Annotated in this window: 13 protein-coding genes; 11 read left to right on the forward strand and 2 right to left on the reverse strand. The window is 60.0% G+C overall.

What is annotated here, in order from left to right; all coding sequences use genetic code 11:
* Positions 1–32: 32 nt before the first annotated feature.
* Positions 33–485, forward strand: a complete 453-nt coding sequence (gene rnhA, locus AABM55_RS13940) for a ribonuclease HI (RefSeq protein ID WP_019690633.1) — start codon at positions 33–35, stop codon at positions 483–485.
* A 9-nt stretch (positions 486–494) separates the two neighbouring features.
* On the opposite strand, the gene AABM55_RS13945 is transcribed toward rnhA, so the two are convergent.
* Positions 495–809 (reverse strand): DUF2388 domain-containing protein, encoded by a 315-nt coding sequence (locus tag AABM55_RS13945; RefSeq protein ID WP_054597126.1) that lies wholly within the window; start codon positions 807–809, stop codon positions 495–497.
* 107 nt (positions 810–916) lie between these two features.
* The gene (locus AABM55_RS13950; RefSeq protein WP_054597127.1) at positions 917–1,807 is read right to left on the reverse strand and encodes a LysR family transcriptional regulator; all 891 of its coding nucleotides are present in this window, start codon (positions 1,805–1,807) and stop codon (positions 917–919) included.
* A 127-nt stretch (positions 1,808–1,934) separates the two neighbouring features.
* Here AABM55_RS13950 and AABM55_RS13955 point away from each other — a divergent pair, with 127 nt between their 5' ends.
* From AABM55_RS13955 to AABM55_RS14000, 10 genes are all read left to right on the forward strand, one after another.
* Positions 1,935–3,083, forward strand: coding sequence for a muconate cycloisomerase family protein (locus AABM55_RS13955; RefSeq protein WP_347929898.1), 1,149 nt, complete (start codon positions 1,935–1,937; stop codon positions 3,081–3,083).
* 10 nt (positions 3,084–3,093) lie between these two features.
* Positions 3,094–3,384, forward strand: a complete 291-nt coding sequence (catC, locus tag AABM55_RS13960; RefSeq protein ID WP_054597129.1) for a muconolactone Delta-isomerase — start codon at positions 3,094–3,096, stop codon at positions 3,382–3,384.
* A 51-nt stretch (positions 3,385–3,435) separates the two neighbouring features.
* Positions 3,436–4,365, forward strand: a complete 930-nt coding sequence (gene catA / locus AABM55_RS13965; RefSeq protein WP_347929899.1) for a catechol 1,2-dioxygenase — start codon at positions 3,436–3,438, stop codon at positions 4,363–4,365.
* Between the two features lie 154 nt (positions 4,366–4,519).
* A complete protein-coding gene (locus tag AABM55_RS13970) occupies positions 4,520–5,476 on the forward strand; it encodes an AraC family transcriptional regulator (protein ID WP_054597131.1) in 957 nt (318 codons plus the stop codon).
* A 286-nt stretch (positions 5,477–5,762) separates the two neighbouring features.
* Positions 5,763–7,127, forward strand: coding sequence for a benzoate 1,2-dioxygenase large subunit (benA, locus tag AABM55_RS13975; protein WP_347929900.1), 1,365 nt, complete (start codon positions 5,763–5,765; stop codon positions 7,125–7,127).
* Complete coding sequence (gene benB / locus AABM55_RS13980; RefSeq protein ID WP_054597133.1) at positions 7,124–7,612, forward strand: benzoate 1,2-dioxygenase small subunit; 489 nt, start codon at positions 7,124–7,126, stop codon at positions 7,610–7,612. Before benA ends, benB begins: the two co-directional genes overlap by 4 nt.
* Before the next feature lie 10 nt (positions 7,613–7,622).
* On the forward strand, positions 7,623–8,636 hold the full coding sequence (gene benC / locus AABM55_RS13985; RefSeq protein WP_054597134.1) for a benzoate 1,2-dioxygenase electron transfer component BenC: 1,014 nt from the start codon (positions 7,623–7,625) through the stop codon (positions 8,634–8,636).
* Positions 8,637–8,648: 12 nt separating this feature from the next.
* Positions 8,649–9,425, forward strand: a complete 777-nt coding sequence (locus AABM55_RS13990) for a 1,6-dihydroxycyclohexa-2,4-diene-1-carboxylate dehydrogenase (protein WP_347929901.1) — start codon at positions 8,649–8,651, stop codon at positions 9,423–9,425.
* Between the two features lie 87 nt (positions 9,426–9,512).
* Positions 9,513–10,271: a DNA polymerase III subunit epsilon gene (gene dnaQ, locus AABM55_RS13995; protein ID WP_054597136.1), complete on the forward strand. Its 759-nt coding sequence runs from the start codon at positions 9,513–9,515 to the stop codon at positions 10,269–10,271.
* Between the two features lie 334 nt (positions 10,272–10,605).
* Entirely contained in the window at positions 10,606–12,861 is a 2,256-nt protein-coding gene (locus AABM55_RS14000; RefSeq protein ID WP_054597137.1) for an Orn/Lys/Arg decarboxylase N-terminal domain-containing protein, read from the forward strand.
* Positions 12,862–12,874 lie beyond the last annotated feature (13 nt).

Below are 12,874 nucleotides of genomic sequence, written 5' to 3' on the forward strand. Positions count from 1 at the left end.
GGCAGCCACAGACATTTTCTGGATAGGTTGGCATGAGCGATAGCGTAGAACTCTTCACCGACGGCGCCTGCAAGGGCAATCCTGGCCCCGGCGGCTGGGGCGCACTGCTGGTGTGCAAGGGCGTTGAAAAGGAACTCTGGGGCGGCGAAGCCAATACCACCAATAACCGTATGGAACTGATGGGCGCCATTCGTGGCCTTGAAGAGCTCAAGCGTTCTTGCGACGTATTGCTGGTCACCGACTCGCAATACGTGATGAAAGGCATCAACGAATGGATGGTCAACTGGAAGAAGCGCGGCTGGAAAACTGCGGCGAAAGAGCCAGTGAAGAACGCTGATCTGTGGAAGCAGCTCGACGAGCAGGTCAACCGCCACAACGTTACCTGGAAGTGGGTGCGTGGCCACGTCGGGCATCCCGGTAACGAACGCGCCGACCAGTTGGCCAACCGTGGTGTCGACGACGTCCGGGGTTACAAGCAGGACTGACGCCTCAAATCACAGCACCAGAATCGCCGCGGCCAGTTGCTCATCCGAGTAGACCTGACCGGCGAGCATGCTACGGATCCGTTCAAAAGCTGCCTCCAGCTGAACGCCGCGAATGTCGCCACGACTGGCGACAAACGCCGCCGCATCGGATTTTGCAGCCAGCACGATCTTGTCATCCTTGAATGAGCTGCTGGTACCTTTGGTGGGACTCATGCTCATGCTCAGGGTGATATCGGTGCTCATCACAAAACTGGTGGCTCGCACCGCTGTGCTGAACAGGCTGCCGACAATCAGCAGGGTTATAAGGGTGGAGGTTGTCGTCATGACGTGCGCGATTCCTGTGGGAAATACTCGGGGCGCACGCTAACAGGGGGGCCGCTCAGCCATCTTTATGAGCTTTGCGAATGATTGTTAAAAACTGCGCAAGGCCGTTACACCGGCTTGCGCAGTCGCAACGCTTCGATCATTTTCAGGCAATGATTCAATCCCGGTGAGACATCGCCGACGCGTCGGCTCAGGATGATCGGCGAGGTGGCATTGGTTTCCAGTACCGGCGTGAAACCAATGTCGTCGCGATGCAGCAACTGTACCGAGGCCGGCACCAGCGTGACGCCGATACCGGCGCCCACCAGGCCAATGGCGGTTTGCAGCTCGTTGGTCCATTGCGCGACCTTGATGCTCACCCCGTAGGACTCGAACAGTGCGATCACATGGTCGGCATAGCTGGGGCGGGGATTACCGGGATACAGCACAAACGGTTCATTGGCCAACTCGGTGAGACTGATGGGGCCGGCCAGGAGTGGATGACCAGCGGGCAGGGCAGCCACCAGACGGTCTTCATTCAATACGGTTTGAATGATTGCCGGGTCATCGATACGAATCCGCCCGAAGCCAACGTCGATACGTCCGGCCTTGAGCGCTTGCACCTGTTGCAGCGTGGTCATTTCCGACAGGCCGAGCTCCAGTTCCAGCGACTCGTTGCTGCGCAGTCGACGAATCAGTTCGGGCAACACGCCATACAGGGTCGACGGGGCAAAGCCGATACCCAGCCAGGTCTTTTCGCCCAGGCCGATACGTCGGGTGTTGTCGCAGACCTTGCTCAATTGCTCAAGCAGGGCGCTGGAGTGCTCAAGGAAAAAACGCCCGGCTTCGGTCAGACGCAATGGCCTGCCGCGTTCCAGCAACACCACCCCAAGTTCATCTTCCAGTTGCTGGATTTGCCGGCTCAACGGTGGCTGGGCGATGTGCAGGCGTTCGGCGGCGCGGGTGAAATTCAGGGTTTGACCCAGCACCTGGAAGTAACGCAGATGACGCAGCTCCATGAGCCCTCCACAGTCGGCGATGGTGAATACCTTTAAGGTATCGATCCAGACCAATTCTATATTGGAACCTTGAAAAAAGCCGTACGAGAATCCGTCACAGAACTTCAAGAACCTGACGGGTATCGACATGCTTTCTTCTGCCATTGAATCGATCGAGACGATCATCGTCGATCTGCCGACTATCCGCCCGCACAAGCTGGCGATGCACACCATGCAGAATCAGACGCTGGTGATCATCCGCGTACGTTGCGCCGACGGTATCGAAGGCATCGGCGAATCGACCACCATCGGTGGCCTGGCCTACGGTAATGAAAGCCCGGACAGCATCAAGACCAACATCGACCAGCACTTTGCGCCGCTGCTGCTGGGGCAGGATGCTTGTAACATCAATGCGGCGATGTTGCGCCTGGAGCGCAGTATTCGCGGCAATACCTTTGCTAAATCCGGCATCGAAACTGCTTTGCTTGATGCTCACGGTAAACGCCTTGGGCTGCCGGTCAGTGAGTTGCTCGGTGGCCGTGTTCGCGACTCGCTGCCAGTGGCCTGGACGCTGGCCAGCGGTGATACCGCCAAGGACATCGCCGAAGCCGAGCAGATGCTCGATCTGCGTCGCCACCGGATCTTCAAGTTGAAGATCGGTGCCGGCGAAGTCGACCGCGACCTGGCTCACGTCATTGCGATCAAAAAAGCCTTGGGTGACCGCGCCAGCGTGCGCGTTGACGTTAATCAGGCGTGGGATGAAGCGGTCGCACTGCGGGCTTGCAGGATTCTCGGCGGCAACGGCATCGACCTGATCGAACAGCCGATTTCGCGCAACAACCGTGCTGGCATGGTGCGCCTGAACGCCATGAGCCCGGCGCCGATCATGGCGGACGAGTCGATCGAGTGCGTGGAAGATGCGTTCAACCTGGCACGCGAAGGCGCGGCCTCGGTGTTCGCACTGAAAATCGCCAAGAACGGCGGCCCCCGTGCAGTGCTGCGCACCGCGGCGATTGCCGAAGCGGCAGGTATCGGCCTGTACGGCGGCACCATGCTTGAGGGCGGGATCGGCACGCTGGCCTCGGCCCATGCCTTCCTCACGTTGAACGAGCTGAGTTGGGACACCGAGCTGTTCGGCCCGCTGTTGCTGACCGAAGACATCCTCAGCGAGCCGCCGGTTTACCGCGATTTCCATTTGCATGTTTCGCAGGCACCCGGCCTTGGCCTGAGCCTGGACGAAGAGCGGCTGGCGTTTTTCCGCCGCGACAAAACCTCCACTGCCATTCATTCCGCCTGAGGAGAACAGCATGTTGTTTCACGTAAAGATGACCGTGAACCTGCCGGTCGATATGGACCCGGAGCGCGCCGCTCGGCTCAAGTCCGACGAAAAGGCCCTGGCCCAGCGCCTGCAACAGCAGGGCAAGTGGCGCCATTTGTGGCGCATCGCCGGGCTTTACGCCAACTACAGCGTGTTCGATGTCGACAGCGTGCAGGAATTGCACGACCTGTTGATGCAACTGCCGCTTTACCCCTACATGGCTATCGAAGTGAACGCGATGTGCAGGCATCCTTCCTCTATTCATGAGGATGATCGCTGAGCCGTTGCCTGCCAGTTCTGTACTCTAATAAATACAAGATGAGGATTAATCATGAACGCCAAAATTTCCCACACTGCCAGCGCCCAGAAGTTTCTCGAAGAAGCCAGTGGCCTGCTCAACGACGCTGGCAACCCGCGCGCCAAAGCGCTGATCTACCGCATCCTGCGTGACTCGGTGAACATCATCGAAGACCTCGAAGTGACCCCGGAAGAGTTCTGGAAAGCCGTCAACTACCTGAACGAACTGGGCGCGCGCCAAGAGGCGGGCCTGTTGGTTGCCGGCTTGGGCCTGGAACACTACCTCGACCTGTTGATGGATGCCGAAGACGCGCAGGCCGGTAAAACCGGTGGCACCCCGCGCACCATCGAAGGCCCGCTGTATGTCGCCGGCGCACCGCTGTCCAACGGCGAAGCGCGGCTGGACGACGGCGTTGATCCGGGCGTGGTGCTGTTCATGCAGGGTCAGGTCAAGAATACCGATGGCAAGCCGCTGGCCGGCGCCGTGGTGGATGTCTGGCACGCCAATACCGGCGGCACCTATTCGTACTTCGATGGCAGCCAGTCCGAGTTCAACCTGCGTCGGCGGATCGTCACCGATGCCGAAGGTCGCTATCGCTTCCGCAGCATCGTGCCGTCGGGCTACGGTTGCCCACCGGACGGTCCGACCCAGCAGCTGCTTAATCAACTGGGTCGTCATGGCCAGCGCCCGGCGCACATCCACTTCTTCATCTCGGCGGATGACCATCGCCACCTGACCACCCAGATCAACCTGGACGGTGACAAGTACCTGCACGACGATTTTGCCTACGCCACCCGCGACGAACTGATCGCCAAAATCACCTTCAGTGACGATCAGCAGCGTGCACGTGAGCATGGTGTCAGCGGCCGCTTTGCCGAGATCGAATTCGATTTCACCCTGCAGTCGTCTGCGCAACCAGAAGAGCAACACCGTCACGAGCGAGTGCGCGCACTGGAAGACTGATCAGCGCTGGCCCAGGCCACGGGATAACAGACCGTTTATCTCGTGGCCTTCCGCTTTGCGGCGGCTCGCATAGAATGGTCAGGCCCGATTTTCCGGGGTGCGTGCCCAAGAGCACCCGCACCGCAGCCGATAATCACAACCAGAGTGAGCGGTTATGCAAGCGCATCTATTGAGTGAGCGCAGCAGAGTGTTTGAGCAGGCCGATCCCTATGCGGTGTCGGGCTACGTCAATCAGCACGTGGGCAACCATTGTATCCGCTTGCCCGGAAGTGGCAGCCCTCAGGCCAGTCTCAATCACAGCAAATTCGCCAGTCTCGACCTGTGCCGAATCAGCTATGGCGGCAGTGTTCGGGTGACTTCGCCGGCGCTCGAAACCATCTATCACCTGCAAGTGCTGCTACGCGGAAACTGCCTGTGGCGTGGTCATCGGCAGGAACACTATTTTGCGCCCGGTGAGCTGTTGCTGATCAATCCGGACGATCCGGTGGACCTGACGTATTCCGACGACTGCGAAAAATTCATCGTGAAAATGCCCGCCAGCCTGCTGGAGTCGGTGTGCCAGGAGCAACGCTGGTTGCACCCGGGGCAGGGCGTGCGGTTTCTCGAGAACCGCTACCAGCTGGATGAGCTTGAAGGTTTCGTCAATCTGCTGGGCATGGTTTGCCAGGAGGCTGAAGCGACCGAGCGCATGCCCCGTGTTCAGGAACATTACGCGCAGATTGTCGTGAGCAAGATGCTCAGCCTGATGAAAACCAACGTCAGGCGCCTCGGTCTCGGTTCGCAGTCAGCGAACTTCGAGTTGATCGCCGACTACATCGAACGCAACCTCAAGCAGGACATTTGCAGCGAAGAACTGGCGCGTCAGGCACAGATGAGCCTGCGTTCGTTGTATGGCTTGTTCGAGCGCAATGCGGCGACCACCCCGAAAAACTATATCCGGCAGAAGAAGCTCGAGCGGGTCAACGCCTGTCTCAGCGACCCGACCTGCACAGTACGTAACGTGACCGAACTGGCCATGGATTACGGCTTCCTGCACCTGGGACGATTCTCCGAAAGCTACCGCAAGCAGTTCGGCGAATTGCCGTCGGACACCCTCAAGCGCCGTCACTGATACCCGACACCACCACCCTTGTAGCAGCTGGCGAAGCCTGCGTTCGGCGGTGCAGCCGTCGTGAAATCAGCTGCTCCGGTCTTTCAGATAAACCGCGTATGCAGGGTTTACGACGGCTACGTCCGAACGCGGCCCGCACCGAACGCAGGCTTCGCCAGTTGCTACAGGGTTTGCGTCAGTCTTCCTTTGCACAAAACGGATAAAGGTCTGCACCCAGCGGATATTGCCCAGTAGTCGCCCGCCCTAGCATGAGCCTGCCTGAATAAAAACAATGGAGGCGGCGGCCATGTCCCTGCGACCCGAATACCTTCACTCCCTGCTTGAAGAAGACAAAGACCAGGGTATCTACCGCTGCAAGCGGGAGATGTTTACCGACCCACGCTTGTTCGATCTCGAGATGCAGCACATCTTCGAAGGCAACTGGCTGTACCTCGCCCACGAGAGCCAGATTCCGAACAAGAATGATTTCTACACCACCACCATGGGCCGGCAGTCGATCTTCATTGCGCGCAACAAGGACGGCGAGCTCAACGCGTTCATCAACGCCTGCAGCCACCGTGGCGCGATGCTCTGCCGACACAAGACCGGCAACAAGTCTTCCTACACCTGCCCGTTTCACGGCTGGACCTTCAACAACTCCGGCAAGCTGCTCAAGGTCAAGGACCCGGCGGCGGCCGGCTACCCGGCGAGCTTCAACTGCGAAGGCTCCCACGACCTGACCAAAGTTGCGCGCTTCGAGTCCTATCGTGGCTTTCTGTTCGGCAGCCTCAAGGCCGATGTGGTGCCGTTGGTCGAGCATCTGGGCGAGTCGGCGAAGATCATCGACATGATCGTCGATCAATCCGCCGATGGCCTTGAAGTACTGCGTGGTTCATCCAGCTATATCTACGAAGGCAACTGGAAACTCACTGCCGAGAACGGTGCCGACGGCTATCACGTCAGTTCCGTGCACTGGAACTATGCCGCCACCCAGAACCAGCGCAAACAGCGCGAATGCGGTGACGAGAACCCGACCATGAGCGCCGGCACCTGGGCCAAGCAGGGCGGCGGTTTCTACTCCTTTGACAAGGGCCACATGCTGCTCTGGACCCGTTGGTCGAACCCGGAAGACCGGCCGCTGTACGAGCGCCGCGACGAGCTCGCCAAGGACTTTGGCCAGGCCCGCGCCGACTGGATGATCGAGAACTCGCGCAACCTCTGCCTGTACCCCAACGTGTACCTGATGGATCAGTTCAGTTCACAGATCCGCATCGCCCGGCCGATCTCGGTCAACCGCACCGAAATCACCATTTACTGCATCGCTCCCAAAGGCGAAAGCGACAGCGCGCGTTCAAGCCGGATTCGTCAGTACGAAGACTTTTTCAACGTCAGCGGCATGGCGACGCCGGACGACCTCGAAGAGTTTCGCTCCTGCCAGACCGGCTACCAGGGCAGCGTCACCACCTGGAACGACATGTCCCGTGGCGCCGAGCACTGGGTTGAAGGTGCCGATGAGGCGGCCAGGGAAATCGACCTGCACCCGTTGCTCAGCGGTGTGCGTACCGAAGACGAAGGCCTGTTTGTGCTGCAACACAAGTACTGGCAGGAAACCATGCTCAAGGCCTTGAGCGAAGAACAGTCGGAATTGATCAAGGTGGAGGCGCTGTCATGAGCATCACTTACGACGCCGTGCGCGATTTTCTCTACCGCGAAGCGCGCTACCTCGATGACAAGGAATGGGACAACTGGCTGGAACTGTATGCCGCCGATGCGTCCTTCTGGATGCCGTCCTGGGACGACAACGACGAGTTGACCGAAGACCCGCAACGGGAAATCTCGCTGATCTGGTACGGCAACCGCACGGGCCTGGAAGACCGCATCTTCCGGATCAAGACCGAGCGTTCCAGTGCCAGCGTGCCGGACACCCGGACCTCGCACAACATCAGCAACATCGAGCTGCTCGAACAGGCCGACGGGCTGTGCAAGGTGCGCTTCAACTGGCACACCCTGAGCTTTCGCTACAAGACCGTCGACAGCTATTTCGGCAGCAGCTTCTACACCCTCGACGTGCGTGGCGACAGCCCGCTGATCAAGGCCAAGAAAGTGATCCTGAAGAACGATTACGTTCGTCAGGTCATCGATGTCTACCACCTGTGAGGCAGCCGTCATGACTCATTCCATCGCACTCAATTTTGAAGACGGTGTCACCCGTTTCGTTGACGCCAATCCCGGCGAAACCGTAGCCGACGCCGCATATCGCCAGGGCATCAACATCCCTCTGGATTGCCGCGACGGCGCCTGCGGCACCTGCAAATGCTTTGCCGAGGCCGGGCGTTACGATCTGGGCGAGGAGTACATCGAAGACGCCCTGAGCAGCGACGAGGCCGAAAAAGGCTTTGTGCTGACCTGCCAGATGCGCGCTCTCAGCGACTGCGTGGTGCGCGTGCCGGTGTCCTCGGACGTCTGCCGCACGCAAAAGGCCCACTACAGCGCGGCCATCAGCCAGGTGCGTCAGCTGTCCGACAGCACGATTGCGCTGTCGATCAAGGGTGAAGCCCTGAGCAAACTGGCGTTCCTGCCGGGGCAATATGTCAACCTAGGCATTCCCGGCAGTGAGCAGACTCGTGCCTATTCGTTCAGCTCGTTGCAACGTGACGGTGAAGTCAGCTTCCTGATCCGCAACGTGCCCGGCGGGTTGATGAGCAGCTTCCTCACCGGTATCGCCAAGGCCGGTGACAGCATGAGCCTGGCCGGGCCGTTGGGCAGCTTTTACCTGCGCGACATTCAGCGTCCGTTGCTGTTGCTGGCCGGCGGCACGGGGCTGGCGCCGTTCACCGCCATGCTGGAGAAAATTGCCGAGCAGGGCAGTGAGTATCCGTTGCACTTGATCTACGGCGTGACCAACGACTTTGACCTGGTGGAACTGGACCGGCTGCAAGCCTTGGCCGCACGGATCCCGAACTTCAGTTTCAGCGCCTGCGTGGCCAACCCGCAAAGCGCGCACCCGCTCAAGGGTTATGTGACCCAGCACATCGAGCCCAAACACTTGAACGACGGTGATGTCGACGTCTACCTCTGCGGCCCGCCGCCGATGGTTGAGGCCGTGAGCCAGTTCATCCGCGAGCAGGGCGTCTCACCGAAAAATTTCTACTACGAAAAATTCGCGGCCAGTGCTGCGTAAGCGCGGGAGGGTTTGATGAACAGATTTCATGAAAAAGTCGCGCTGATTACCGGCGCGGCCCAAGGGATTGGCCGCCGCGTCGCCGAGCGTATGGCCGCCGAAGGTGCGCGGCTGATTCTGGTCGACCGTTCCGAACTGGTGTTTGAGCTGCAAGAGCAGCTGGGTCAAACCAGTGAAGTGCTGATCCTCACCGCCGACCTCGAACAGTACGCCGAGTGCCAGCGCGTGATGACGGCGGCCATCGAGCGTTTCGGCCGTCTGGATATATTGGTCAACAATGTCGGCGGGACCATCTGGGCCAAGCCTTTCGAGCATTACGAAGAGCATCAGATCGAAGCGGAAGTCCGCCGTTCGCTGTTTCCGACACTGTGGTGCTGCCATGCCGCATTGCCGTTCATGCTGGAGCAGGGCAGCGGCGCCATCGTCAACGTGTCATCGGTTGCCACGCGCGGGGTCAATCGTGTGCCTTACGGCGCAGCCAAGGGCGGGGTCAATGCGCTCACCGCGTGCCTGGCGTTTGAAACCGCCGAGCGGGGCGTGCGGGTCAATGCCACCGCGCCGGGCGGCACCGAAGCGCCACCACGGCGGATTCCGCGCAACAGTGCCGAGCAGAGCCCGCAGGAGAAGGTCTGGTATCAGCAGATTGTCGATCAAACCGTCGACAGCAGCCTGATGAAACGCTACGGCACGATTGACGAGCAAGTCGGGGCGATCCTGTTTCTGGCCTCTGACGACGCGGCCTATATCACCGGGCTGGTGATGCCGGTCGGCGGCGGTGATCAGGGCTGAGCTCCCACCGGGTTGGGCTGAGCCCTTTCAAGCTCTGTGTTAACATCGCGCCCCTATGTAAACGCTACGCAAAAGGGGTGAACAACGATGGCTCAGAGGATGGTGGTGCTCGACACCGAAACCACCGGTATGCCGGTGACCGACGGCCACCGGATTATCGAGATCGGTTGCGTCGAGTTGATCGGTCGACGCCTGACGGGCCGGCATTTCCACGTTTATTTGCAACCAGACCGGGAAAGTGACGAGGGCGCGATTGGCGTCCACGGCATCACCAACGAGTTTCTGGTAGGCAAGCCGCGTTTCGCTGAAGTGGCCGATGAGTTCTTCGAGTTCATCAAGGGCGCGCAGCTGATCATCCATAACGCGGCGTTCGACGTTGGCTTCATCAACAACGAATTCGCGCTGATGGGCCAGCAGGATCGGGCTGATATCACCCAGCATTGCTCGATCCTCGATACCCTGATGATGGCGCGTGAGCGTCACCCGGGGCAGCGCAACAGCCTCGATGCCTTGTGCAAACGCTATGGCGTCGACAACTCCGGCCGTGAGCTGCACGGCGCCTTGCTCGACTCCGAGATTCTCGCTGACGTTTACCTGACCATGACCGGCGGCCAGACCAGCCTGTCGCTGGCCGGTAACGCGACTGACGGCAACGGTTCGGGTGAGGGCTCGGGCAATCAGGCGAGCGAGATCCGTCGTCTGCCAGCGGATCGCACGCCGGCACGGATTATCCGCGCCAGTGAAGCGGAGCTGGCCGAGCACGCCTCGCGCCTTGAAGTGATCGCCAAGTCTGCCGGTGCCCCGGCGCTCTGGACCCAACTGGCCGAGGCCGAGGCACAAGCATAACCACCAAGCGTGAATGGGTCTGCCTCCTGTGGCGAGGGAGCTTGCTCCCGCTGGGTCGCGAAGCGACCCTAAAATCAGCCACCGCGAGTATCCAGATGGAATGCGATTGCCGGATTACGACCGCTTCGCGGCCGAGCGGGAGCAAGCTCCCTCGCCACAAGGTATGTGCTCGGCGAGTTTTTCCTTAACTGACGGGCATCAGGGCAAGTCCCCTCGCCACAGTATCGGATGGGGCGTGACCTGTTTTGGGGCATCCGCTCGCCACACGGGCCGCAACCCTCTACCCTGAGTGTATTGGCAGACTACGGTCTGCTGCCTCAGGACGCCGAGCCCCATGTATAAAGACTTGAAGTTCCCGGTCCTAATTGTTCACCGCGACATCAAGGCCGATACGGTCGCCGGTGATCGCGTGCGCGGCATCGCCACGGAGCTTTCACAGGAAGGTTTCAGCGTCCTTTCGGCGGTGGATTACACCGAAGGCCGACTGGTCGCTTCGACTCACCACGGCCTCGCGTGCATGTTGATTGCCGCCGAAGGCGCCGGGGAAAACATCCACCTTTTACAGAACATGGCCGAATTGATTCGTGTGGCCCGCGCCCGTGCGCCGAATTTGCCGATCTTCGCCCTGGGCGAGCAAGTCACCCTGGAAAACGCCCCGGCCGATGCCATGAGCGAACTGAACCAGTTGCGCGGCATCCTTTATTTGTTCGAAGACACCGTGCCGTTTCTGGCGCGCCAGGTCGCCCGGGCGGCGCGCAGCTACCTCGATGGCTTGCTGCCACCGTTTTTCAAGGCCTTGGTGCAACACACCGCCGACTCCAACTACTCCTGGCACACCCCAGGGCATGGTGGGGGTGTGGCTTATCACAAAAGCCCGGTAGGGCAGGCGTTCCACCAGTTTTTTGGGGAAAATACCCTGCGTTCGGACCTGTCGGTCTCGGTGCCGGAACTCGGCTCGTTGCTCGACCACACCGGGCCACTGGCGGAAGCCGAGGCCCGTGCAGCACGTAATTTTGGCGCCGATCACACGTTTTTCGTGATCAATGGCACCTCGACGGCCAACAAGATTGTCTGGCAAGCCATGGTCGCGCGTGACGACCTGGTGCTGGTGGACCGCAACTGCCACAAATCGGTGTTGCACTCGATCATCATGACCGGGGCGATCCCTTTGTACCTGTGTCCGGAGCGCAATGAACTGGGGATCATCGGGCCGATTCCACTGAGCGAGTTCAGCCGTGAATCGATCCAGGCCAAGATCGATGCGAGCCCGTTGACCAAGGGCCGAACGCCCAAGGTCAAGCTGGCGGTGGTGACCAACTCGACGTACGACGGCCTCTGTTACAACGCCGAGCTGATCAAGCAAACATTGGGCAACAGCGTCGAAGTCTTGCACTTCGACGAAGCCTGGTACGCCTATGCGGCGTTTCACGAGTTCTTTGCCGGGCGTTATGGCATGGGCACTTCGCGCACTGACGACAGCCCGCTGGTGTTCACCACCCATTCCACCCACAAACTGCTGGCGGCCTTCAGCCAGGCGTCGATGATCCACGTGCAGGATGGCGGCGCTCGGCAACTGGACCGCGACCGTTTCAATGAAGCGTTCATGATGCACATCTCCACCTCGCCGCAATACAGCATCATCGCCTCGCTGGACGTGGCGTCGGCGATGATGGAAGGCCCGGCCGGCCGTTCGCTGTTGCAGGAAATGTTCGATGAAGCCCTGAGTTTTCGCCGGGCGCTGGCCAACCTGCGCCAGCACATCGCCACCGACGACTGGTGGTTCTCGATCTGGCAGCCACCGCTGGTGGAGGGTATAGACAAGGTCACCACCTCCGACTGGCTGTTGCAGCCCGAAGCCGACTGGCACGGCTTTGGCGACATTGCCGAAGATTACGTGCTGCTGGACCCGATCAAAGTGACGCTGGTGATGCCCGGCCTGACGGCCGGTGGCGCGCTGAGCGAGCGGGGGATTCCGGCGGCAGTGGTCAGCAAGTTCCTCTGGGAGCGCGGGCTGGTGGTTGAAAAAACCGGTCTGTATTCATTCCTGGTGCTGTTTTCCATGGGCATTACCAAGGGTAAATGGAGCACCTTGCTCACCGAGTTGCTCGAATTCAAACGCAGCTACGACGCCAACGTCAGCCTGGCGACGTGCCTGCCGTGTGTCGCGCAACGAGACGTGGCGCGTTACCAGGGCATGGGGCTGCGCGACCTGTGCGATCAATTGCACGCCTGCTACCGCAGCAATGCCACCGCCAAGCACCTTAAACGGATGTACACGGTACTCCCGGAAATCGCGATGAAACCGGCCGACGCCTACGATCAATTGGTCCGTGGTGAGGTCGAGGCGGTGTCAATCGACAATTTGCAGGGGCGAATCGCTGCGGTAATGCTGGTGCCATATCCGCCGGGGATTCCGCTGATCATGCCCGGCGAACGTTTTACCGAATCGACGCGCTCGATCATCGATTACCTGGCGTTTGCCCGCACATTCAACAGCAGCTTCCCGGGCTTCGTCGCCGATGTGCACGGCCTGCAGCATGAAGACGAGGGCAATGGGCGGTGTTACACCGTCGATTGCATAAAAATTTGAGGACTTTTCCGAG

It is taken from the genome of Pseudomonas helvetica (genome assembly GCF_039908645.1).
In the GTDB taxonomy this organism is placed as follows: Bacteria; Pseudomonadota; Gammaproteobacteria; order Pseudomonadales; family Pseudomonadaceae; genus Aquipseudomonas; species Aquipseudomonas helvetica.